At 36.8% G+C, this 22,579-nt stretch carries 22 protein-coding genes; 5 read left to right on the top strand and 17 right to left on the bottom strand.

Annotation, left to right across the window (positions count from 1 at the left end; genetic code table 11):
• The first annotated feature begins 145 nt into the window (after nucleotides 1-145).
• Nucleotides 146-448 carry a hypothetical protein gene (locus tag FN817_RS07175; RefSeq protein WP_142717333.1) on the top strand — a complete coding sequence of 101 codons (303 nt, stop codon included), beginning with the start codon at nucleotides 146-148 and terminating at the stop codon, nucleotides 446-448.
• 44 nt (nucleotides 449-492) lie between these two features.
• Here FN817_RS07175 and FN817_RS07170 read toward each other — a convergent pair whose 3' ends face one another.
• The 4 genes from FN817_RS07170 to FN817_RS07155 form a co-directional block, all read right to left on the bottom strand.
• A complete protein-coding gene (locus FN817_RS07170) occupies nucleotides 493-861 on the bottom strand; it encodes an iron chaperone (protein WP_142717332.1) in 369 nt (122 codons plus the stop codon).
• Between the two features lie 130 nt (nucleotides 862-991).
• On the bottom strand, nucleotides 992-2,350 hold the full coding sequence (gene gdhA / locus FN817_RS07165) for an NADP-specific glutamate dehydrogenase (RefSeq protein WP_047380182.1): 1,359 nt from the start codon (nucleotides 2,348-2,350) through the stop codon (nucleotides 992-994).
• 190 nt (nucleotides 2,351-2,540) lie between these two features.
• Nucleotides 2,541-3,650: a DNA-processing protein DprA gene (gene dprA, locus FN817_RS07160; protein WP_142717331.1), complete on the bottom strand. Its 1,110-nt coding sequence runs from the start codon at nucleotides 3,648-3,650 to the stop codon at nucleotides 2,541-2,543.
• A gap of 32 nt (nucleotides 3,651-3,682) precedes the next feature.
• Nucleotides 3,683-4,450 (bottom strand): rhomboid family intramembrane serine protease, encoded by a 768-nt coding sequence (locus tag FN817_RS07155; RefSeq protein WP_142717330.1) that lies wholly within the window; start codon nucleotides 4,448-4,450, stop codon nucleotides 3,683-3,685.
• Between the two features lie 248 nt (nucleotides 4,451-4,698).
• Here FN817_RS07155 and FN817_RS07150 point away from each other — a divergent pair, with 248 nt between their 5' ends.
• Both FN817_RS07150 and FN817_RS07145 read left to right on the top strand, forming a co-directional pair.
• Nucleotides 4,699-5,625 (top strand): DUF3078 domain-containing protein, encoded by a 927-nt coding sequence (locus FN817_RS07150; RefSeq protein WP_047422165.1) that lies wholly within the window; start codon nucleotides 4,699-4,701, stop codon nucleotides 5,623-5,625.
• Nucleotides 5,626-5,853: 228 nt separating this feature from the next.
• Nucleotides 5,854-6,777, top strand: coding sequence for a DUF3078 domain-containing protein (locus tag FN817_RS07145; protein ID WP_142717329.1), 924 nt, complete (start codon nucleotides 5,854-5,856; stop codon nucleotides 6,775-6,777).
• A gap of 75 nt (nucleotides 6,778-6,852) precedes the next feature.
• Here FN817_RS07145 and sufD read toward each other — a convergent pair whose 3' ends face one another.
• The 5 genes from sufD to FN817_RS07120 all read right to left on the bottom strand — a co-directional run bounded on the left by sufD (nucleotide 6,853) and on the right by FN817_RS07120 (nucleotide 11,456).
• Nucleotides 6,853-8,160: a Fe-S cluster assembly protein SufD gene (sufD, locus tag FN817_RS07140; protein WP_142717572.1), complete on the bottom strand. Its 1,308-nt coding sequence runs from the start codon at nucleotides 8,158-8,160 to the stop codon at nucleotides 6,853-6,855.
• Between the two features lie 163 nt (nucleotides 8,161-8,323).
• Nucleotides 8,324-9,067: a Fe-S cluster assembly ATPase SufC gene (sufC, locus tag FN817_RS07135; protein ID WP_047376159.1), complete on the bottom strand. Its 744-nt coding sequence runs from the start codon at nucleotides 9,065-9,067 to the stop codon at nucleotides 8,324-8,326.
• Nucleotides 9,068-9,085: 18 nt separating this feature from the next.
• Nucleotides 9,086-9,589 carry a GNAT family N-acetyltransferase gene (locus tag FN817_RS07130; RefSeq protein WP_142717328.1) on the bottom strand — a complete coding sequence of 168 codons (504 nt, stop codon included), beginning with the start codon at nucleotides 9,587-9,589 and terminating at the stop codon, nucleotides 9,086-9,088.
• A gap of 7 nt (nucleotides 9,590-9,596) precedes the next feature.
• Complete coding sequence (gene sufB, locus FN817_RS07125) at nucleotides 9,597-11,045, bottom strand: Fe-S cluster assembly protein SufB (RefSeq protein ID WP_047380189.1); 1,449 nt, start codon at nucleotides 11,043-11,045, stop codon at nucleotides 9,597-9,599.
• Between the two features lie 81 nt (nucleotides 11,046-11,126).
• Nucleotides 11,127-11,456, bottom strand: coding sequence for a HesB/IscA family protein (locus FN817_RS07120; protein WP_027372006.1), 330 nt, complete (start codon nucleotides 11,454-11,456; stop codon nucleotides 11,127-11,129).
• A 213-nt stretch (nucleotides 11,457-11,669) separates the two neighbouring features.
• On the opposite strand from FN817_RS07120, the gene FN817_RS07115 reads away from it, so the two are divergent.
• Nucleotides 11,670-12,608: a GLPGLI family protein gene (locus FN817_RS07115; protein ID WP_142717327.1), complete on the top strand. Its 939-nt coding sequence runs from the start codon at nucleotides 11,670-11,672 to the stop codon at nucleotides 12,606-12,608.
• Nucleotides 12,609-12,619: 11 nt separating this feature from the next.
• Nucleotides 12,620-13,477: a GLPGLI family protein gene (locus FN817_RS07110; RefSeq protein WP_142717326.1), complete on the top strand. Its 858-nt coding sequence runs from the start codon at nucleotides 12,620-12,622 to the stop codon at nucleotides 13,475-13,477.
• A 64-nt stretch (nucleotides 13,478-13,541) separates the two neighbouring features.
• Here FN817_RS07110 and ypfJ read toward each other — a convergent pair whose 3' ends face one another.
• From ypfJ to FN817_RS07070, 8 genes are all read right to left on the bottom strand, one after another.
• Nucleotides 13,542-14,405: a KPN_02809 family neutral zinc metallopeptidase gene (ypfJ, locus tag FN817_RS07105; RefSeq protein WP_142717325.1), complete on the bottom strand. Its 864-nt coding sequence runs from the start codon at nucleotides 14,403-14,405 to the stop codon at nucleotides 13,542-13,544.
• 66 nt (nucleotides 14,406-14,471) lie between these two features.
• A complete protein-coding gene (locus FN817_RS07100; RefSeq protein ID WP_142717324.1) occupies nucleotides 14,472-16,550 on the bottom strand; it encodes an LTA synthase family protein in 2,079 nt (692 codons plus the stop codon).
• Nucleotides 16,551-16,707: 157 nt separating this feature from the next.
• The gene (ribH, locus tag FN817_RS07095) at nucleotides 16,708-17,226 is read right to left on the bottom strand and encodes a 6,7-dimethyl-8-ribityllumazine synthase (protein WP_034734563.1); all 519 of its coding nucleotides are present in this window, start codon (nucleotides 17,224-17,226) and stop codon (nucleotides 16,708-16,710) included.
• A 3-nt stretch (nucleotides 17,227-17,229) separates the two neighbouring features.
• A complete protein-coding gene (locus tag FN817_RS07090) occupies nucleotides 17,230-17,937 on the bottom strand; it encodes a tetratricopeptide repeat protein (protein WP_142717323.1) in 708 nt (235 codons plus the stop codon).
• Nucleotides 17,938-18,165: 228 nt separating this feature from the next.
• Nucleotides 18,166-18,702 (bottom strand): adenine phosphoribosyltransferase, encoded by a 537-nt coding sequence (locus tag FN817_RS07085; protein WP_142717322.1) that lies wholly within the window; start codon nucleotides 18,700-18,702, stop codon nucleotides 18,166-18,168.
• 3 nt (nucleotides 18,703-18,705) lie between these two features.
• Nucleotides 18,706-19,905 (bottom strand): hypothetical protein, encoded by a 1,200-nt coding sequence (locus tag FN817_RS07080; protein ID WP_142717321.1) that lies wholly within the window; start codon nucleotides 19,903-19,905, stop codon nucleotides 18,706-18,708.
• A gap of 164 nt (nucleotides 19,906-20,069) precedes the next feature.
• A complete protein-coding gene (locus tag FN817_RS07075; protein ID WP_142717320.1) occupies nucleotides 20,070-21,086 on the bottom strand; it encodes a hypothetical protein in 1,017 nt (338 codons plus the stop codon).
• A gap of 160 nt (nucleotides 21,087-21,246) precedes the next feature.
• Nucleotides 21,247-22,578, bottom strand: a complete 1,332-nt coding sequence (locus FN817_RS07070) for a hypothetical protein (protein ID WP_047422176.1) — start codon at nucleotides 22,576-22,578, stop codon at nucleotides 21,247-21,249.
• Nucleotide 22,579: the final 1 nt, after the last annotated feature.

Below are 22,579 nucleotides of genomic sequence, written 5' to 3'. Positions count from 1 at the left end.
CCAGCTTCAAGCTTCCCGCCAAATTAACCGAACTTATTTTGCAAATTCCTCTTAAATAATTATAAAGTACGTTAAATAAGCTTATTACACATAATTTTATAAATGATGCTTCGTTTAAGTTAAACAATCATTTAAATATTACATTATGAAAAAGTTAATTTTAACGGCAGCGTTTACATTAGTCGGAGTAATCGCAGTATCAGCACAATCAACAACACAAAAGCCAGCCGATACTTCTACTAATAACCCAACGACAACTCAAACACAACAACCGAATACACAGACTACAAGTCCTTCGGATCCAAAGACTCAACAGGAAAAAACACCTGCTACTACAATGGAAACAGCTCCTGCAACTGACCCAACTGTAAGTACAACACCTACAGATGCAACTAAACCTGCGGATGCACCAAAAGAAGAAAAGAAAGACAAAAAGAAGAAAAAGTAAAATTGCTTTAGCAAACACTAGTCGGAATCCTGAAATCTTGTATTTCAGGATTTTTTTTGTTCAAATTCCTCTACTTTGAACCGGACAATCTTATTGACTAAGTCCAGCGGGATGTCACCAGAAATCGGAAACTGTACAGCTCCTTTGGAAAACGCATATTTTCTTTCCTCAAAATCCGTTTCAAAATTACGGATTCCTTCAGCCCCGGGATAAAAGCCAATATGTTTTTTATACGCGGCAAAATAAACCAAAGGTTTTCCTTTGTATCTGAAAGCCGGCATCTGATATCCAATATATTCTTCCAGATCAGGAACCTGTGAATGGATGGCTTGTCTTAGTTCAAGCAGCTTTTCCTGTACTTCTATCGGGAACAGAAGAATATATTCATCAATATTTTTAAAAGCATTTTTCATACTATAAAAATAAAAAAAGCGCTGCATTGAGCAGCGCTTTCTCCTTTCACTTTTTACTTTTTTCCCATTATCCCGGGAACAGGCTATATCAAAAAAGGTCGGGAATTTTTCCCAACCTTTATTTTTTCTGTTACACAACTCCTTGAGCTAACATTGCTTCTGCTACTTTTACGAAGCCGGCAATATTTGCGCCTTTTACGTAGTTTACATAACCGTCTTCGTCTTTTCCGTAGTCTCTACAAGCTTTGTGGATACCAATCATGATTTCCTTTAATCTTGCATCAACTTCTTCAGAAGTCCAGTTAAGACGGATAGAGTTCTGAGTCATCTCTAATCCTGATGTAGCAACACCTCCAGCGTTGGAAGCTTTACCAGGAGAGAATAATACTTTATTATCTAAGAAATAGTTGATTGCGTCTAGTGTAGAAGGCATGTTAGCCGCTTCAGTTACACAAACACATCCGTTTTCAACTAATTTTCTTGCATCATCTAAATCTAATTCATTTTGAGTTGCAGAAGGGAACGCAACATCACACTTCACATCCCAAGGACGCTTTCCAGCGTGGAATTCAGCAGAAGGATATTTTTTAGCATAATCTTCAGCTCTGTTATTTCCTGAAGATCTAAGCTCTAATAAATAATCAATCTTTTCTCCGCTGATACCATCTTTATCATAGATGTATCCGTCTGGTCCAGAGATTGTTACTACTTTAGCACCTAGTTCAGTTGCTTTTTTGATCACTCCCCAAGCTACGTTTCCGAAACCTGATACTGTTACTGTTTTACCTTCGAAGTTTTGTCCGATAGTCTTAAGCATCTGCTCAGCGAAGTATACTACACCGTATCCTGTAGCTTCAGGACGGATTAATGAACCTCCGTACGCAAGACCTTTTCCTGTAAGAACCCCGGTAAACTCGTTTCTGATTTTCTTATACTGTCCGAATAAATACCCGATTTCTCTTGCTCCAACACCGATATCTCCTGCAGGTACATCTGTTTCAGGACCAATGTGCTTGCATAATTCTGTCATGAAAGCCTGGCAGAAACGCATTACTTCCATGTCAGATTTACCTTGTGGGTCGAAATCTGAACCTCCTTTACCACCTCCCATTGGAAGAGTTGTTAAAGAGTTTTTGAACACCTGTTCAAAAGCCAAGAACTTAAGAACTGATAAGTTTACAGTAGGGTGGAAACGGATTCCTCCTTTGTATGGCCCAATCGCAGAGTTCATTTGAATTCTGAAACCTCTGTTAACCTGAATTTCTCCTTTGTCATCAACCCATGGAACTCTGAAAATAATAATTCTTTCAGCTTCAGCCATTCTTTCAAGCAGCTTCATTCCGGTGTATTCTTTTTTAGTAGCAATGAATGGAATTACAGTTACGGCAACTTCTTTTACAGCCTGTAAGAACTCCGGTTCGTTAGGATTTTTTGCTTCAATTTTTGCAATAAACTCTTGGATTTTCTGGTCAATATTATATTGTTCCATATATTAAGGTTGAATATTATTGTCAACAAATTTAATTTTTTTTTCAAGATTCACAACACTGTATTTCAACATTGTTAAAAATTAAATAATAATGTTTCGTAATATTATTAAATTGATAATTTGTATTCAAATTTTATTAAAAATGAAATGTTATGTGTGAAATAATGCAATATTAAGAAATCATTAAATCTCAAATTGCGATGAATTGCCTCCCGGAAAATGATTTTACTTTCCCTAAAAGTTCCAATTCCAAAATTATTGGTAAGATTTTGTGAGTAGGAAGCTCAATTTTCTGGGACAGATCATCCAAAGAAATCTGAGGCTGGTCTTTAATGGATTTATATATTAAATATTGATTATCAGAAAGTTGCACTATGGTCTCACTATAAGGAAATAGCTCTTCAATTTTTTCTTTAGGAGCATTAAATCCCAGTATACCGATAAGATCTTTTATGGTAGAAATAGCTGTTGCTTTATTATGGAAAATCAGTTGATTACATCCCTGGCTACAGAGATCTGTAATTTTTCCGGGAAGGGCGAAAACATCCCGGTTATAATCATTGGCAAAAGCGGCCGTGCTTACAGATCCTCCTCCAAAACCGGTTTCCACCACAATGGTTGCCGGAGATATTCCTGCTACAATTCTATTTCTCTGGATGAAGTTTTCGCGGTCTGGTTTTTTAGAAGAACTGAACTCCGTGATTAATGCTCCTCCTTCCTGAAGAATTTTCTCTGAAAGCTTCCTGTTTTTTGCCGGATATAAATATTGAAAGCCATGTGCAAGGACTGCTATTGTGGGTTTCTGATGAGAGATAGACTGCTCATGAACCTCTTTGTCAACCCCCAGAGCAAGTCCGCTTACCGATGTGTAAGTAGAAGACTGAGAGGCTTCAAAGAAGTCTTCAATAAACTGTCTGCCATACGACGTCATATTTCTGGTTCCAACAATGCTTACTTTTGGCAGTGTATCATCAATCTTTCCTTTCTGATAAAGAATAGCAGGTGCATCATTACACTCATTAAGCAATAAAGGAGTTTCGCTTAGATGCCTCAGCCTGATCTGAATATTATTCTTTTCGCAAAAATTTAATTCTTCTTCTGCGAATTTCAAATGATTGTCATTCCCAATGTCTGAAACTGTTTTTTGTCCTATGCCTTCCAGCTTTTTATATTCTTTCTTTGCCCTTTTCCATGCTTCCTGAGCATTTCCAAAAGTACGGACAAGTTTATGAAAATGAATGTCGCCTATCTGGCTGCACTCGCGGAGGGCGATTGCATATAAGTATTCTTCGGAAATCATGTGTGTTTTTTTCAAATGTAGTGAATTAAGTGTTATCTCTTCCTTAATTCATCCAAATGATCCCAGATATCATCTCTTTTTTTATAAGGAAGTTCCATGAAATCTTCAGGATGGTTTTCCTTGTATTCCTGCCACAGTTTATCATCCTTTTCACTATAATAATTAGGAAATTCCCAAATGAACTTTTTCTTCTTTTCTCCAACATTTTTGAAGGCAAACGCAATAATGCTTCCAACTACGGCTCCTGAAAGATGGGCCTGCCATGAAATTTTACTAGGTTCCTGCATGTTATAAAACAGTTCTTCCGGAAGCATTCCCCAGACTAAACTTCCATAATACAGGACAACAAGCATTGAAATGGTCAGGAGCTTTGTATTCCATTTAAATACACCGCTGAAGAAAAGGAAGAAAGCAAGAACATACACTACACCACTGGCTCCGATTGTACAGGTGTACATATATTCGCCGGAGAGAATGTCAATAGGAGGGAGAAGCCACACTAAAAGCCCTGTTGCCAGCCAGCCGATAATAAAAACTTTGTTAGCAACCAAAGGATAAAACTGATAAAGCAAAAACATAAGTGCAGCTATCGGAATAGAGTTTCCTATAATATGATCAATATTTCCATGCAAAAGAGGAGATGTGATTATTCCGAGCAGCCCTTCAGGCAAAAGTGGAATGATCGCCCCAAAGCAGCTTTGAAAAAAGCCCTGCATTTGTAAGAAATACCCGAACCACATCGCAGAAAGCATCAGCAAAGGGTATATAATCGCTCTTTTGGAAATTGCATTTTTAAACATGAGGATTTTACGTCAAATCAAAAGCCAATGATAAATTTCGGAAAATTTGTCGATGAATCAATTTCTACCTACCTGATTTTAAGACAAAAGGTATCAAATTTATTTTTTAAACTTATTATTTGGCATTGATTTTATAGAGATATCTTATTGTTAGGGAATTAAACTTTATGAATCAACATTCTTTAAAGCTGAATTTACCTTTAAAAAAAAATTATATTAATACTTTTGCAGTGAAAATTATTTGAGTAATGAAGAAGTTTTTATTGATTCTTTCCTTTTTTATGGGGATTTATGCAAGTGCACAAGAAGAATTGAAGAAAGATTCTGTTGTGGCTGACACAGTAAAATACTGGTCAGTGATAGGAAAAAACACATTAATGATCAATCAGGCTGCCTTTTCAAACTGGGTAGGAGGTGGAGCCAACAACGTAGGATGGCTTGCAGGGATCAATTACAATCTCACGTATGAAAAAGATAATGATCTATGGGAGAATATCGTTATCCTGGGGTATGGACAGAATGATACTAAAGGATTGGGAATAAGAAAAACGCAGGACGTAATCAATGTTTCTACCAATTATGGGCGGAAATTCTCTAAAAGCTGGTATTTCTCTATGGGTGCGGGATTACAGTCACAGTTTGCTGCAGGATATGAAGACGGGAATAATCCTGAAGCCAAAAAGATCTCAAATTTTATGGCCCCGGGTTACCTGAACGTCGGGATGGGTATCACCTATAGACCGAATGATGATCTGACGGTAACTTTGCGTCCCACCAACGCCAGGTGGACCTTTGTACTGGATAAAGACCTTCAGACAGCAGGAAGCTATGGTTTGAAAAGCGATGGTGATTCTTCTTTATTGCAGTTCGGTTTCCTGGGAACGGCAATTTATAAATTGAAAATAATGGAAGATATCTACCTGACGAATACAGCTTCGGTTTTCTCGAATTATCTTGACCGTCCGGACAGATTGGTTCTTGCTTATGGAGCTTTATTAAACCTTAAAGTCAACAAATATATTTCATCCAATGTGACCGTTGATTTGCTGTATGATCACAACCAGATCGAAAAAACACAGCTGAAACAAACTCTTGGAATCGGGTTCGCTTATACCATTGATAATGGAGTGAAACGCTCTGACCGTAAAGACAGCCAATGGTGGATTAAAAAATAATAGAATTACATCAATACCAATAGAAAAACACTTCAGAAATGAGGTGTTTTTTTGCTTTTAAAATACTGTATTTTTAAGTTGACTTAAGTTTGGGATACAATATAAGGCTGTTTAAATGGTTTATTTTCATTGTATTATAAGCGAAAAACCGACTATGTTAAATTCATTTTAAAGTGAATTTTCTTCTGACGTAGATTATTATTTATACATTTGTAATAAATCAACATTATGAAAAAACTTTTATTGATCTGTTCCATTTCTTTTGGAGCGATAGCTTTGGCGCAGGAAACCAAAACAGATGCTACAGCAGCAGACACCATTAAAGCCTGGTCTATTCAGGGACAAAATACATTAATGCTTAACCAGGCTGCCTTTTCAAACTGGGTAGGAGGTGGAGCCAACAACGTAGGATGGCTTGCCGGTGTCAATTATAACCTGACGTATGAAAAAGGGAAAGATCTTTGGGAAAATATTATTATCCTTGGCTACGGACAGAATAATACCCAGGGAACAGGGGTAAGAAAAACTCAGGATGTTATCAACCTTTCTACAAACTATGGTAGAAAATTTGCCGAAAGCTGGTATTTCTCAGCAGGAGCAGGCCTTCAGACTCAGTTTGCCCCGGGATATGAAGACGGAAACAATCCTGATGCTAAAAAGATCTCCAATTTCATGGCTCCGGGATATCTGAATGTAGGGGCAGGGGTTACGTACCGTCCTAATGATAATCTAACCGTAACATTACGTCCTGCTAACGCGAGATGGACTTTTGTTTTAGATAAGGATCTCCAGACTGCCGGAACGTACGGCCTTAAAAATGATGGTGATTCATCCCTTTTCCAGTTCGGTTTCCTTGGGACAGCCATTTATAAGATCAAAATCATGGAGAATATTAATCTGACGAATACAGCGTCTGTATTTTCAAATTATCTGGATCATCCGGATAGATTGGTATTGGCTTACGGAGCGGTCTTAAATATGAAGATCAATAAATATATTTCGTCCAATATTACCCTGGATCTTTTGTATGACCACAATCAGATCTGGAAAACACAGCTGAAGCAGACCTTGGGTGTAGGTCTGGCTTATAATTTCGATAACGGTAAAAAACGTTCGGATAATAAAGATAACCAGGGCTGGTTAAAGAAATAAAACTTAGATAAAAACATCTGGAAATAAAAAAGCACTTCAAAAAGAAGTGCTTTTGTGTATCAATATATATAAGTCTTAGAATTCTATATCTACTCCCAGTTTCTCCGCCAATAGCTTTGAAATTTTCTCTTTTAGAGGTTCTATATCAATGTTCTGCATGGCATCATTTGCGAAAGCATATAATAGTAATGCCTGAGCTTCTTTTTTAGAGATTCCTCTTGCTCTCAGGTAGAATAAAGCATCTTCATTCAGCTGGCCTACCGTACATCCGTGAGAACATTTTACATCATCTGCAAAGATCTCCAACTGAGGTTTTGTATCGATGCTTGCCCCTTCACTTAGTAGCACATTATTGTTTTGCTGATAAGCGTTCGTTTTCTGAGCAATTTTATCTACAAAAACTTTTCCGTTGAAAACTCCGTGGGCATTGCCGTCGAAGATTCCTTTGTAGTTCTGATAACTTTCACAGTTTGGGAAATTGTGGTGAACTGCCGTATGGTGATCTACCAACTGATCTTTCCCGATGATCGTGATTCCGTTCATGAATGAATTGATATTTGATCCATTATGAATAAAATCAAGGTTGTTTCTTACCAGTTTACCTCCGAAAGAGAAAGTATTTACAGTAGTTAAGCTGTCTTTCTCCTGTCTTGCGAACGTGTTGTCGATAAGATAAGTTGTGTTGTTGTCATTCTGAAGCTTATGCCAGTCAGCTTTTGCATTAGGATAGGTAAAGATCTCCGTTACCGAGTTTGTCAATACATACGTGCTGTCAAAATTATGGTGGCTTTCAATCACTTCTACTTTTGCTCCTTCTTCAACGATCAAAAGATTTCTTGTATTGTAGAACGTATTTTCCTCCTGATTCTGAGAAATATAAAAAACATGGATTGGTTTTTCAATCACTACATTTTTAGGGACTTTCAAAAAGAAACCGTATTTACAGTAAGCAAGGTTTAAGTTTGTAAAAGCTTGTTCCTTAGATGCAATTGTATTGAAATACTTTTCAAAAACCTCTTTATGCTTCTCATCATTCAATGCATAGTTGAATGAAAGGAACTCTACATTTTCAATAGAAACTTTTGAAAGTTCCTTGTGAAGTTTACCATTTACAAAAACAATCCAATCAAAATTTTCTTCTCCAAGGTGCAGTTCATCAAACTGCTCTTTAGTGATATTGTGGCTCTCTTTCGGGAAGAAGTTGTAGCTTTTTTCCGTGATTTCCTTTAGATTGGTATATTTATATTCTTCGTCTTTTTTGGTCGGAAAACCAACGTTTTGAAATCTTTGAAGAGCTGCTTTTCTACTGTCATCCAGAAATCGGTGACGAAGACTCTCCAAAAATTCATTATGGTTCTCTATAATTTGTTCTTTTAATGCCATTACTGGTATATCTGTGGTTTGCACCATTTTTTCTTTTTTTATTAACTAAAATATTGTTATTCCGAGGAATAGGAAACCCAATTTTTAATATAGAGATTCTTCTTTTTACAGGATGTTATCAATGACCGCAAAAATATAATCTCTGAAATAATATATCTTCTTCTTAGTTAAGAAGCCAGTCGTAACCTTTTTCTTCAAGTTCTAATGCTAAAGATTTATCACCGGTTTTGATGATTTTTCCATCTGCTAAAACGTGAACGAAGTCAGGTTGAATATAGTTAAGCAATCTCTGATAGTGTGTAATCAAAAGAACTGCATTTCCTTCATTTTTAAAGTGGTTTACTCCATCTGCTACGATTCTTAAAGCATCAATATCCAATCCGGAATCGGTCTCATCAAGAATAGCCAGTTTAGGATTAAGCATCATCATCTGGAAGATCTCGTTTCTTTTCTTTTCACCTCCGGAGAATCCCTCGTTTAATGATCTTGAAAGGAAATCTTTCTTGATACCCAGTTTTTCAGATTTTTCACGGATTAATGCAAGCATTTCTTTTGCAGGCATTTCTTCCAATCCATTTGCTTTTCTTGTTTCGTTTAAAGCAGCCTTGATAAAGTTCGTTACAGAAACTCCCGGAATTTCCACTGGATATTGGAAAGAAAGGAAAATCCCTTTGTGAGCTCTATCTTCAGGAGCGTCTTCACTGATATCTTCTCCCTGGAAAAGAATTTCTCCACCAGTCACTTCGTAATCTTCTTTTCCTGCGATTACAGAAGAAAGGGTAGATTTCCCGGCTCCGTTCGGCCCCATGATAGCGTGAACTTCACCTGGCTTTATTTCAAGATTAATACCTTTTAATATTTCTGCGCCATCTTCAATTTTGGCGTGAAGGTTTTTAATTTCTAACATTTTATTTGCTTAAACAAATTATTTTTGAATTCTATATACTAAACTTTCAGGTTGACCAGGAACATCATTAAGAGTCCCGATTTTGATCATACCTGCCTTTTCCAACACTTTAACAGAAGCTATATTGGTAGGACGAACGATTGCGAATATTTCTTCATTGTTCTCCTTAAAGCCAAAATCTATAGCCTTCTTTGTGAATTCTGTGGCATATCCCTTCCCCCATGCCTGGGAAGCAAAACGATAACCTAAATTCAATTTTTCTTTATCTCCGTAGAGTTTGTAGCTCAGTCCTCCAAAACCTATTATATTTTCAGGGCTTTCCTTTTCAGCAATAGCCCAGCTTCCAAAATGATGGATGTCCCAATGATCAAGCATTTTTGTAAATGTATTCTCTGCTTTTTCAAAGCTCATGGGTCCGCTTGGGTTATGAATATTGGTTTCGGGGTCATGATTAATTTCAAAGAAACGTTCAAAATCTTCTTTTGCAGGTTTTCTTAAAATTAATCTTTCTGTAGCTACCATATTTATTTTATCCTACTGATCCTTCTAATGAAATCTCAAGTAATTTCTGTGCTTCAATAGCAAACTCCATTGGAAGCTTGTTCAAAACTTCTTTACTGAAACCATTCACGATCAGAGCAATTGCTCTTTCCGTATCTATACCTCTCTGGTTACAGTAAAAAATCTGATCTTCCCCGATTTTTGAAGTCGTTGCCTCGTGCTCTAACTGTGCGGTAGGGTCTTTGATTTCAATATAAGGGAAAGTATGGGCACCACATTCATTACCCATCAATAAAGAGTCACATTGAGAGAAGTTTCTTGCCCCTTTTGCAGAAGGCATTACTTTCACCTGTCCCCTGTATGAGTTTTGAGATTTTCCTGCAGAAATACCTTTAGAGATGATCGTTGATCTGGTATTCTTTCCAATGTGGATCATTTTTGTTCCTGTATCTGCATACTGGTGGTTGTTCGTTACAGCGATAGAGTAGAACTCTCCGATAGAATTGTCTCCTTTAAGGATACAAGACGGATATTTCCATGTTACTGCAGAACCTGTTTCTACCTGTGTCCATGAGATTTTTGCATTTCTTTCGCAAAGTCCTCTTTTCGTTACAAAGTTGAATACGCCTCCTTTACCTTCTTCATTACCAGGATACCAGTTCTGAACAGTAGAATACTTGATCTCAGCTCCGTCTAAAGCGATAAGTTCCACTACTGCAGCGTGAAGCTGGTTTTCATCTCTTGACGGTGCTGTACAGCCCTCAAGATAAGAAACGTAACTTCCCTCATCAGCTACAAGAAGCGTTCTTTCAAACTGCCCTGTTCCTGCCTGGTTGATACGGAAATAAGTGGAAAGCTCCATTGGGCATTTTACCCCTTTTGGAATATAACAGAAACTTCCGTCAGAGAATACTGCGGAATTCAATGCTGCGTAAAAGTTATCTCCTCTCGGAACTACTTTTCCAAGATATTTTCTTACTAAATCAGGGTGGTTTTTAATGGCCTCAGAAATTGAACAGAAAATAATTCCTTTCTCTGCCAACGTATCCTGGAAAGTGGTTTTCACAGAAATGGAGTCCATTACGATATCTACAGCAACTCCTGAAAGTCTTTTCTGCTCTTCGATATTGATCCCTAATTTTGCAAAAGTTGCTAATAATTCAGGATCTACCTCGTCAAGACTAGCCAGCTCCGGCTTTACTTTAGGAGCAGCATAGTAACGGATTGCTTGAAAATCCGGTTTTTCATATTTGATATTCGCCCAATTAGGCTCTACCATTTTCAACCAGATTTTGAAAGATTCCAAACGCCATTCAGTCATCCATTCCGGCTCTTCTTTTTTAGCAGAGATGGCACGGATGATATCCTCATTTAAACCGATCGGGAAATCTTCATAATCAATTTTGGTTTCCCAACCGAATTCATATTTTTTATTTTCTAGATCGACTCTTAAATCGTCTTCTGTATATTTACTCATTACTTTTTTTTAGATTTCAGATTTTAGATTTCAAAATTCAGAATGATTCTGAGATCTGAAGTCTAGGATCTAAGGCCTTGCTTAAAGACTAAATGATTCTCCACATCCACATGTTCTGGATGCATTCGGGTTGTTGAATACAAACCCTTTTCCGTTCAATCCTCCTGAATACTCAAGAGTTGTTCCTGCCAAATAAAGGATGGATTTTTTATCTATAATAATTTTGATGTTATTATCTTCAAATATCTGATCTGTGTCTGTTTTTTGGTTATCAAACTTTAAAACATACTCTAAACCAGAGCATCCGCCGCTTTTCACCCCTACTCTTATATAATCTTCAGCAGGGTTAAAACCATCTTCAGTCATCAACTGAATGGCTTTCTCCTTTGCATAGTCTGATACTTTTATCATTGTATTTATTTAGAATGATTTAATGATGCAAAAATACGAACTAATTTCCGCAATCTCAAATCGAAGATATCTATTTTAATGATTCTGATATTAATAGGGGTTTTAAAAAGGATGATTTATGTTAAAATTTGATAAATTTCTTATCCTCATGTGAAGATTTTACTTCTGATTTTAACCTTGAAGGGTATTTTCTATCTATAAAGAAAATTGGTAATGGGACAAAAAATAATAATTTTTTTTGTATTGTTTCTCACTGCAGTGTCTTACGGGCAGACCACAAGATATGTTTATGAAACGCTGGTAAACCCGGATTCTATCAATCTGGTAAGCATGAAAAGCGAAAGGACTTTTCTGGATGTAAAAGGAGAAAGATCTTTATTTATCAGCGAAAATAAATTAAAAAGAGATTCTCTTTTTAATTCGTTCAGGTCAGAATTGAAAGAAGCTCATAAAAAAGAAGAAAAAGATTTTTCAAAATCTGAAGGAGCCCAACATTTTGAACCTACTTTCTTTGAATATTTTATTACGAAGAGTATTCCGGAACAGAAAGTGTATTATTATGAAAAAGAAGCAGGAAAACAAATTTATTATCAGGAAGACAGACCTGTAAAATGGGAAATAACAAATCTTATTGAAAAACAAAACGGATATCCGGCTCAAAAAGCAGTTGCAGAATTTGGCGGCAGAGTCTGGACAGCTTGGTTTACAAAAGACATCCCTGTTTCTGACGGCCCATATAAATTCTCAGGATTACCGGGATTGATAGTGAAGCTGGAAGACGACAAAGGAGATTATAAATTCGATCTTGCTAAAAAAATTACTATTAAAAATGCTTTTGAAGAACAATTAAATTCTGATGCTAAACAAAGCACAAGAGTTAATTTTCATGGTGATAAAGCTGCATTGGAACTTGAGTTTGGTAAAAACAGAAAAGCGATAGCCGGAAATACAGAAAGTGGAAATATAAATGCCGGAGGAAGACACAGCGGGGGTATGAATGGAGGCGGAATGAGAGGCAGCGGCCACGGAGGTGGTGGAATGCATAGAAGTGGAATGGGTGGTGAAAACCAGAGTTCTCCTATCTCACAAGGCTCATCCGCAGAGGTTCCTTCCTTTACGAACACAACCCAAAACCCAATTGAATTAAAATAAAAAAAATATAAATGAAAAAATTAGGTATTATCGCATTGGCACTCTTCATACAGAATGTTTCCGCACAGACAAACAGGTTTGTGTATCAGGTGACTATGAAGCCTGATGCAGAAAATAAAACAGACATCAAGACAGAAAATGCTTATCTGGATATTTCTCCGGAAAAATCTGTGTTTTATTCTGAAAATAGAATCAAAAGAGACTCTATCATGCAAAAAGCCTTTCAGGGCGGCGGCGGTAGAGGAAGTATCAACCGAGATCAGATGGAAAGTCTGAGAACGAATATCAACTATTCTGTAGAAAAAGATAAGACCAATCAAAAGACCTATTTTAAAGACAAAATTGGCCGTGATATCTATTCGTATGAAGAAGATAGGCCGCTGAGCTGGAAAATTGAATCAGAAACAAGAAAAATAGGTGAATATAAAGTTCAGAAGGCAGAAACTGATTTTGGAGGCCGAAAATGGACGGCATGGTTTACAACAGATCTTCCTTATCAGGATGGGCCTTACAAGTTCGGAGGGCTTCCGGGACTGATTGTAAAAGTAGAAGATGATAAAGGAGATTATTCTTTTGATTTAATGAAAAACTATAAGATTGCTGAATTGCCTGCTTTAAATCAGTTTGGAAATACATTAAAAGTAAAAAGAGCAGATTATCTGAAGCAACAGCAGAAATTCAAAACAGATCCAATGTCATTCATGACCCAAAGTTCCGGAGGTATAGCATCTCCAATGAGAGTCGGTGGTGGCGGAAGAGGCCCGGGAGGCGGTGGAGGAAATCAGAACCCTGCGGACATGAGGAAAAGAATGGAAGAAAGAGTGAAGGAAGAAGCTAAGAAAAATTCTAATCCAATCGAATTGCAATAAATAAAAATGCGGCCTTACTTTAAGGCCGCATTTTTATTTTATATAACAGACTGTTTCTGACAAACTATTTTAATAATTGGTTGAAAGTATCTCCCTGTCTGATATCTCCGGTGTTATAACCTTTCATAAACCATTCTTTACGCTGTGCGGATGATCCGTGAGTGAAGCTTTCCTGATTAACGTATCCCTGACCTCTTTTCTGAATGTTATCATCTCCAACGGCTTCTGCGGCATCTATGGCAGACTCAATGTCTCCAGGTTCCAGTATATGTTTGCTGTCATTGGTTCTTTTTGCCCAAACTCCGGCATAGAAATCAGCCTGTAATTCTGTAGCCACGGAAACTCTGTTCATTTGTTCTTCAGAATATCTTCCGCTTCTCCTTAAAGCATCTACTTTTTGAGTAGTTCCTAAAAGAGTCTGAACATGGTGTCCTACTTCGTGAGCAAGAACGTAAGCTACCGTAAATTCAGTTACTTTTGCCCCGAATTTTTGCTGAAGCTCACCAAAAAAACTCATATCCATATATACTTTCTGATCTGCCGGGCAGTAGAAAGGTCCCATGGCAGACTGAGCTGTACCACATGCTGAAGAAGTTGTATTTTCAAAAAGAACTACTTCAGGAGCACTATAAGTCATTCCGTTTTCTTTAAAGATTTGATCCCAGGTAAGGATATTCCATTTGGCCATCATGTCGACCATTTCACCAACCTGTTTTTCACCGGCTGTAAGTTCTCTCTGTTCTCCGGAATTTCCGGAAGGCTGCATACTGCCGGAATTCAAAATACCGGATGGATCACCTCCCAAAAAGAATACAATGGCTGCTATAATTAAAGTTCCAAGTCCTCCGCCTACGATCATACCACCACTTCCTCCTCCGGAACCACGGCGGTCATCAACGTTTCCGCCTCTGTCGTCTGTCCATTTCATAGTAATAAATTTATTCGTTAATTTAAATATTTTACTTCAAACTTTACGTTAAAAATATTTAGATATTTATCTGTTAAGTTGTTTCGTTTTCAGCCAGTAAGATGTAGACTGATACGCTGATACAGCATCGTCTACCAGTTTCTGGTCTGGATTTTTTAATAATTTTTCGTCGTAATACAGCTTAAAGGCTGGAGCCAGATCGCTTTTTTCCAGTTCCAAAGAATATTGTTTTACCTTTTTTACCGGGGAAATAATAGTCAGACGTCCGTCTTTTATAAAACCAAGATCCTGATAGGTTGCAACATAAGCCTTAGGCTGGAATTCAGGTTTGAATACATCCTGACCTAAGAATTTAGATTGGTAGCTGAAGTTCAATAGTCCTAAAACGGTTGGCATTAAGTCTATCTGAGACATCAGAGCATCAAATTTCTGAGGCTGAATAAATCCTTCTGAAAATACCATTGCAGGGATTCTGTATTTATCCATAGGAAGCTCTGTTTTTCCGGCACTTGATGCACAGTGATCTGCAATGATCACAAAAACAGTGTTTTTATACCATTCTTGTTTCTTAGCCATCTCAAAGAACAGTTTAAGCGAATAATCAGTGTATTTTACACCGCCTTCACGTGATTTTGCCGTTCCCGGAATATCAATTCTTCCGTCAGGGTAAGTAAATGGTCTGTGATTGGAAACTGTCATCCAATGATTGAAGAATGGTTTTCCTGATTTTGCTTCGGTATTCATTACCTGAATTGCTTTTTTAGCCATATCTTCATCAGCAACACCCCAAACATTGGCAAACGTAATTTCTTCCGGTTTGAAGTTGTTTCTGTCTACAATACCATAACCGTTTCCTTGGAAGAAATCCTGCATATTATCGAAATAGCTGTATCCTCCGTATAAAAATTTGACATCATACCCTTTGGATTTGAATACATTTCCGGTTGTGAATTTGTTTTTATTATCATCTCTTTTGATGATACTTTCTCCTGCAGTGGGAGGAATACATAATGTTAAAGCTTCCAGCCCGCGTACTGTTCTGTTTCCTGTAGCATACAGATTGGTAAACATCAGCGACTTGTCTGCAAGGCTGTCAAGGAAAGGCGTGATTTTTTGTGTATTTCCGTAATGTTCCATGAAATCGGCAGAAAGACTTTCGATAGAGATCAAAACCACATTTTTCTTCATTTCAGGCTGCTCAGCAACAATAGTTCTTGATAATGTCTGCTGTGGATATTGACTTAGAAAATTCTTTTCGGCCTGCTGTTGATTGATCTGGGAATAAAACTGGAAGTAATCCAGCTCATTATGCGTAAAAGCCCAGTAGAACTTTGGAAGTCCGTTCGCCTCAATTTCGTCCGCAAAAACATTGTCTGACCTGATTTGCATTAAAGAAGGTATTGCCAGTGCACTAAGGGCACAAAGTACCATGAAACTTCCCAGAAGAACCATCTTTTGTTTAAAATCCGGAAGTTCCAGCAGTTCATTTTTTGTTTTCTTATAAATGAACCATGTGATGGTAAGCGTAACGATCATGATCCCGGAAAATAAAGGGATCACAGGATAACTTTCCATGATATTTCCAATCACTTCATTGGTATAAATCAGATAGTCTACTGCAATAAAGTTATAACGAACTCCGAATTCATTGTAAAAGAAGTATTCACTTACTCCGTTGAAAATAATCAGGAGAACATATAATAATAATGTAATGAAGTACAGAATGTTGCGAATCTTTACTCTTTGAGTAGGAAGGAAGAGCATCAATCCGAAGAAAAGTGTTTTTATTCCAACAAAAACAAGGGCTACCTCCATTATAGAACCTCCGTATTGCTTGAAAATGTTGTTAGGAACAAGCCATATATAAAGGAAGAACAGGACCAGCACTCCTAAAATAATGTATCCGTAAGGTTTTTTATATTTTGAATTGGAAAGAAAGAGAAAATAAAGCGCGAGAATAGTACTGGCAAGAATGAATACAAAAATATCATTCACCAGACCTATCAACAGAACTTTTACGACTTCGAAAAATCCAAAACTAGCGGTAGTGATAGGATGAAAAAAGAATACTGTTCTTATTATCAATGAAATAATAAGATAGAAAATTCCTAAATACAGGAAGGGTTTTATTTTTTTTAAAAACATGTATTGACTGTTTTTATTGGTTTTCACAAAGATAGTTTTTGTACAGAACTTTTGATGAAAAAAACAAAAACATCTTTTTATTAATAGGATTTTTTATGTTTCAATAAAAAAGGACTATTAAAAAATAGTCCCAATATACTGTTAAGGTGATCTGCGGTTAAGAGTGCCCGAAACCGATATTCCCTTTTTTGTCAGATAATTTCTTTTTGAAATCAATCATTCTAAGAGCTGTAACGGCTGCCTCAACTCCTTTATTTCCAAGGTCACCACCGCTTCTTGCGATAGATTGCTCTTTAGTATCATCTGTCAATACACAGAAAATAGTAGGAGTGTCCGTCATAATGTTACAGTCTTTGATTCCCTGTGCTACTGCAGAACAAACATAGTCAAAATGAGGTGTTTCTCCACGGATTACACACCCGATAGAAATTACTGCGTCATATTTTCTCTCTTTGCAAAGCTGCATGCTTGCATAATTGAGTTCAAAAGCTCCGGGAACAGGGAAAAGTTTGATGTTTTCAGGTTTTACTCCTTCTTTTTCAAGGATTTCCAAAGCTGCATCACGAAGATTGTACGTTACAAAATCATTCCACTCAGAAAAAACAATGCCGATAGAAAAATCTTCGGCATTAGTTATATGAAGTGGCTTGTAATCGGAAAGATTAACTGTTGCCATTTTTTAGTAATATTTAGTCATTTCAATATAAGAATCAGACATTCCGTTGTCGTAGTCCTGATATTTCTCATCAATTGCAGAGAAGTATTTTTTAGCTTCTGCATTTTTCTTTAATCCTAAAGCAACGATACCTGCTTTTCTTGTGAAATAGTATGCTGTATACGGATCATCAGAAGCTGTTGCTGCTTTGTCTAATAAAGCTAAAGCTTCGTCGTTCTTGTTAAGACCTGATTTAGCATCTGCCATAGCTCCGTATTTCATTGCTACTAAAGTTTTGTTGTCAGATGAAAATTGATCTAAAAGATCATACGCTTCCTGGAATTTTCCTTCTTTGAACTTTAATAAACCTGCATTATAAGATGAAAGTTTACCAATTTTAGTAGAAGAATATTCGTTATATGTACCTAGAAAACCTGGGTTAGCTGCAGATTTTCCACCCAAAGCGTCTTTGTCTTTACCTTCAGTAAGACTTTTTTGAGCAGAAAGGAAACTTTTCACAGCTTCAGCGTTCTTTGGAGCAATTACAAATTGCTTGTAAGCGAAGAATCCTAAAACTGCTAAAATTAATGCTCCAAATACAAAACCTAGAGGCTTTGAATATTTTTCAACAAATCTTTCAGTGTTTAAAGCTTCTCTGTCAAGGTCTTTAAAGAACTCAACTGTTTCTTTACCTTCTTGCTCGTTCTGAGCACTCTTTCCCAATTTTGCCATAAGTTTTTAAAAATTGAAATGCAAATTTAATTGTTTCTGAGAGATTTACAAAATACTTTCTGAGTATTATTGATGAAATCTTGTGAATTGTTAATTGTGAATGATGAATTTATTAAAAAAAGATGCTTCGACAGGCTCAGCATGACACTTCTAATACTACTTGTTCTAATCTTACAGTAAATTATTAGCGTTGTCATGCTGAGCCTGTCGAAGCATATATATTAAATCTTAATATCCTAAGATATGGTAGATCTCTGCACCGAATTTTTTCAGTTTTTCGTCACCACCTAAGCCTTGTAAGCCAATCAGGAAACTGAATTGGGAAACAGTTGCTCCCTGTTTTTCTATTAGTTTAGCTGCTGCTTCAGTAGTTCCTCCGGTTGCTAAAAGATCGTCATGAATCAAAACTCTTTGTCCTGGTTTTATTTGTCCTTCACGGGTTTCAATAATAGCACTTCCATATTCCAGGTCATATTTTTCTGAAATGACAGGGGGAGGAAGTTTTCCGGCTTTTCTGATCAGAATGAATGGAACTTCCAATGCTACGGCAATTGCAATTCCAAACAAATAACCACGGCTTTCAATTCCGCAGACTGCATCTACTTTCCCTTTACTGAAGGCTGCAAGATCTGCAATCACGTCTTCGTAAAGTTTCGGGTCTAAAAAGATGGGTGAAATATCCTTAAACTGTATTCCCGGAATCGGAAAATCAGGGATATTTTCAATTGTTTCTTCTAATTTTTTGATCAGTTCTGCTGAAGCCATTTATTAATTAATTTTATAGCTGGAAATTTTCCAGTCTCCGTTTACATTTTTAAGGCCGAAAGTTACTTTTAATGAAGTTGTCTTCCCGCTTTTATCCGTTACATCATAGGTGGCATTTACGCTTGCACTGTTGGCTGTGGCACCACTTGTCGTAATATTCTTTACGCTTACATTTTTCACAGATCCGAAACCTGAAGTAGGATTTGAGAAAGACTCATAGCTTCCCCAGCTTGGATTGCTGGCTGTTTCATAAGCTGCTTTTAAGTTTTGTGAACTTACGCTGTTCAAAAATTTACTTACTGTATTTTTAGGATCTGCAGTTGGCTGTTTTGGAGCAGCTGGTGCTGATGGAGTAGCTGTTGCAGGATCTGTAGTTGTTCCGGTAGTTGCGGATGGATTATTAGGATCTATTACAGCACTCGGTTGGTCGGGTACAGCTGTTGTATCGGTTTTAGGAATGGCAGGAACTTTCAGCGCTGCTGCATTCACATCAAGACCAATTTTTGACATTTTGAAAGTTTTCGCAGTTGTTTTTACAGAAACTGTGATATCGATTTTGTTATCTACCACTTTTGCTGCCGGGATGGAGGAGAACTTTAGGTTGAATCCTTTAAAGTTATTATCCTGCATCAGGTTTTTAGCGGTAGCAAGTCTTACTCCGTTACTGAATACTTCAAGGGTTGCTTCCAGACCTGCTCCTGTAAAAGATACCGGGTTTCCTGCAGCATCTACAAGTCTTGGTACAATTTGAATGGCAGTAGGAGCTCCGGAACCGTCATCTCCTGTAGGTCTTGTTATAAGGCTTAATGATCCTGCTTTTACGTCATTAGGATCGCTTTCTTTAGCTTTATCATCCCCGAAGATATTCATTTCTCCAAGTGATGGTGGGGCAGTACTGGCCCATTCTATTCCGTTTTTCTGCGCAACTTCGTCTGCTAGGGACATAATCTCAGGAACTTTTTTCCCGTTGATCAGTTTTCCAAGGGCTTTTAGCTCGTTTACATCACCATCGGCTTCTACGCCAAATGTTTTAAGGATATAAAGAGCCTCATTAAACTTAATCTGTTTAATGGTTGGTAAACTGGAAGTCATATCATTGATACTTGACTGCAGTGTTTTAGTATTCGTAGCATCTACATGATCTTTCTTACATGCTGTAAAAAGCAACAGACTGAAAACAAGTAGAAAAGAAAACTTTTTCATTTTTATTTGGTTTGTTGCAAATTTAATAAAACCTTTATTAATACCGGATTTTATTTTTTACTTTATGTTTTTTGCTTATTTATTATTTTTTTCCGGAAATGGATGATGTTCTTTTAATTTTAGAATTCAATTGAGATATTTAGTACTCCGGAACAGAGTTTTCATTATTTTTTATTGGTTTGTTCTTTTAAATCACCTTTGAAAAAACTGCTGAAAATGGTCTGCATATTAGGAAATGATGAATCCTGCCAGTAGGGTGTTTTGTAATTGCTGTTGTCTTTATCGAATTTTACTTTCTCAATATCATTGTCATTGCTGAAATTAAGTTCTATTGGATAAAAATTGGTATAAAGTGTTATCTGATTGTAATTGGGTTCACTTTTATGTTTCAGTTTTACAAATACAAGTTCATTGTATTCCAGAAAATCTTTCAGGGTTTTTTCAGATCCTTTTTCAAAAGACATGTTTAAAATTGTTTTTATATCGTAAAATCTGTATCCAAAGAATGAAAATTCTTTATCCTGAAGGGCAGCACCAGTCACCTCTATTTGATCTTTATGTTCACCCTTCAACTCTTTAACGGTATTTCTTTTTGTTTTATATTCTTCCGGGTTTCCAACATTTTTAAGTTTGGGCAGTTCCAGAGAATTGCTATAATCCCATTTTGAAGTTTCTTTTTTTTCATTTTTAGATTCTGCCAGCCTGAAAATTCTGTACTGTTCTACATTGGTACTTTTCAGTTTTTTGGACTTATTATCAAAAATGTAGGTTACAATTCCGTCAGCATAGCTATTCAGCTTATTGTTTACGGTTACATAAGCATTAAAATTTCCCCTGATGAAAATGTATTTGGCCGGCTTATTATTTTTAATGACAACGGTTTCAATTTCTTTTACCTGATCATTGATTTTAATGATCGGCTGGTCAAAATCTGAATAAGATAGTGTGGCAACCGGAAAGTTATTATAAACCAGCTGAAATTTTTCCTGAGCAGGTGACAGTGACTGTTTGTCAATTTTACCATCAATATCGGAGTAGGCGAGGATGCTGCCGTCTTTACCAAATACTGAAACTCTGGGAAGAGGAGTATTATTTTTTTCAGAAACAAAAGTAATGACCTGTGCATTCGTGAATACGGAGATCAGAGTAAATAGAAGGTAAACAAAGTGAATTTTTTTCATTGCAGTATTTTGTTTTTGGTGTTAATAATACAACAGACTTTTATATAGAGATGAGAAAAACAGAAAATGGGTGCCTGAAAATTCTTATTTGCGTCATTGCATAAAAAAAGACTGATTGTTTAACAATCAGTCTTTTATAATTTTATTTTGTTACAAGCCCTTAGAAAGGATACTCATAAATTTCAGATTCGTGTAAGAATGGGTTTCCTGTAGGAATCAACTTCAGTTTTGATAAAGCTGAAAGTACAGTAAACATAAATAGCCCAGCTACGAATAGAACTGCTCCCAGGATTAACAAGAATACTTCAGGAGTGTTCCAGTATGGTCCTACCGTTCCCGGCATTACCATGTTGAAGTAATCTAAAAGGTGTCCTAAGATAACTACTACTGCCATTGTGGTAACTACTTTGTAGTTTCTCTTGATGCTGCTGCTTACTAATACCAATAGCGGTAATAAGAAGTTTACAATCAGCATTGGTAAAAACGTAGTACCATAGTGCTGGAATCTACCGAAGAAGTAGTTAACCTCTTCCGGAACGTTTGCATACCAGTAAAGCATGAACTGAGCGAACCATGTATATGTCCAAAGCATACTTGTAGCGAAAAGGAAAACTCCTAAATCGTGTAAGTGATTGTCATTGAACTGTGGTAAGAAACCATTTTTCTTAAGATAAACACTTAATAAAATGATTACAGCAATACCACTTGAAAGGCAGCTAACCATTGAATACCAGATATACATTGTAGAGTACCAGTGAGGGTCAATAGACATCAACCAGTCCCAAGCCCAAGCTGCAGAAGCAAATCCGAAGAATACAATATATCCTACTGCCCATCTGTAAAGGAACTGATATTCTACTTTTGATTTTGTCTCGTCTACTTTTTTAGACTGAGCTTTCAGTTTCCAAGCAAAGAAAGAAGCACCAATCACATAGATTAAAGTTCTTATTGCATAGAAAGGAATATTTAAGAATCTTTTCTTTTCAAATAGGATCACGTCAAAATGAGCAGACTCTGGATTTGTCAATTCAGGGTCCATCCAGTGGAATAAATGACCATTATGAGTGATGTTTAAGATCATTAAGATAACCAGGATTGCACCACCGTAAGGAATATAAGAAGCAATAGCCTCCATTACTCTTGTGATGATAATAGGCCATCCTGCGTGAGCTGCGTGCTGAATACAGTAGAAGAACAGTACAGCACAACTTACTCCAAAGAAAAAGACAGCTACAAAGTGCAGCGATGCTAATGGCTGATTGTGAACCTGAAGCTCAGCATGCTCTAAATGAGCTGCGTGATCCTGTGGTCCCACCATTTCACTTGAGTGTGTAGGAGCATCATGACCAGAAGCATGAACAGCTTCCATCATGTGTTCTATTTTCTCAGTAGAAATTCCTTTGTTCATAAAGAAACCAATACCGAAAAGAACTAAACCTACAACAAGAAGTATTATAGAAGTTGATTTTAATTTTGGTGAAAAACTATACATT

Source organism: Chryseobacterium rhizoplanae (assembly GCF_900182655.1).
In the GTDB taxonomy this organism is placed as follows: domain Bacteria; phylum Bacteroidota; class Bacteroidia; order Flavobacteriales; family Weeksellaceae; genus Chryseobacterium; species Chryseobacterium rhizoplanae.
Note: the sequence above shows the minus strand (reverse complement) of the source record. Positions and strands in the feature narration are given on the sequence as shown.

Bases quoted from the DNA above. Each gene is read 5' to 3' on its own strand.
- ypfJ (WP_142717325.1), bottom strand. From the start codon at position 14,405: ATGAAATGGACAGACGACAGAGGCGGAAACGTTGATGACCGCCGTGGT.
- FN817_RS07120 (WP_027372006.1), bottom strand. From the start codon at position 11,456: ATGATAAAAGTATCAGACTATGCAAAGGAGAAAGCCATTCAGTTGATG.
- FN817_RS07145 (WP_142717329.1), top strand. From the start codon at position 5,854: ATGAAAAAACTTTTATTGATCTGTTCCATTTCTTTTGGAGCGATAGCT.
- sufC (WP_047376159.1), bottom strand. From the start codon at position 9,067: ATGTTAGAAATTAAAAACCTTCACGCCAAAATTGAAGATGGCGCAGAA.
- ribH (WP_034734563.1), bottom strand. From the start codon at position 17,226: ATGGCAACAGTTAATCTTTCCGATTACAAGCCACTTCATATAACTAAT.
- FN817_RS07130 (WP_142717328.1), bottom strand. From the start codon at position 9,589: ATGGTAGCTACAGAAAGATTAATTTTAAGAAAACCTGCAAAAGAAGAT.
- gdhA (WP_047380182.1), bottom strand. From the start codon at position 2,350: ATGGAACAATATAATATTGACCAGAAAATCCAAGAGTTTATTGCAAAA.
- FN817_RS07100 (WP_142717324.1), bottom strand. From the start codon at position 16,550: ATGTTTTTAAAAAAAATAAAACCCTTCCTGTATTTAGGAATTTTCTAT.
- FN817_RS07090 (WP_142717323.1), bottom strand. From the start codon at position 17,937: ATGGCAAAATTGGGAAAGAGTGCTCAGAACGAGCAAGAAGGTAAAGAA.
- dprA (WP_142717331.1), bottom strand. From the start codon at position 3,650: ATGATTTCCGAAGAATACTTATATGCAATCGCCCTCCGCGAGTGCAGC.
- FN817_RS07075 (WP_142717320.1), bottom strand. From the start codon at position 21,086: ATGAAAAAAATTCACTTTGTTTACCTTCTATTTACTCTGATCTCCGTA.
- FN817_RS07170 (WP_142717332.1), bottom strand. From the start codon at position 861: ATGAAAAATGCTTTTAAAAATATTGATGAATATATTCTTCTGTTCCCG.
- FN817_RS07150 (WP_047422165.1), top strand. From the start codon at position 4,699: ATGAAGAAGTTTTTATTGATTCTTTCCTTTTTTATGGGGATTTATGCA.
- FN817_RS07155 (WP_142717330.1), bottom strand. From the start codon at position 4,450: ATGTTTAAAAATGCAATTTCCAAAAGAGCGATTATATACCCTTTGCTG.
- FN817_RS07115 (WP_142717327.1), top strand. From the start codon at position 11,670: ATGGGACAAAAAATAATAATTTTTTTTGTATTGTTTCTCACTGCAGTG.
- sufD (WP_142717572.1), bottom strand. From the start codon at position 8,160: ATGGCATTAAAAGAACAAATTATAGAGAACCATAATGAATTTTTGGAG.
- FN817_RS07110 (WP_142717326.1), top strand. From the start codon at position 12,620: ATGAAAAAATTAGGTATTATCGCATTGGCACTCTTCATACAGAATGTT.
- FN817_RS07175 (WP_142717333.1), top strand. From the start codon at position 146: ATGAAAAAGTTAATTTTAACGGCAGCGTTTACATTAGTCGGAGTAATC.
- FN817_RS07085 (WP_142717322.1), bottom strand. From the start codon at position 18,702: ATGGCTTCAGCAGAACTGATCAAAAAATTAGAAGAAACAATTGAAAAT.
- FN817_RS07080 (WP_142717321.1), bottom strand. From the start codon at position 19,905: ATGAAAAAGTTTTCTTTTCTACTTGTTTTCAGTCTGTTGCTTTTTACA.
- sufB (WP_047380189.1), bottom strand. From the start codon at position 11,045: ATGAGTAAATATACAGAAGACGATTTAAGAGTCGATCTAGAAAATAAA.
- FN817_RS07070 (WP_047422176.1), bottom strand. From the start codon at position 22,578: ATGTATAGTTTTTCACCAAAATTAAAATCAACTTCTATAATACTTCTT.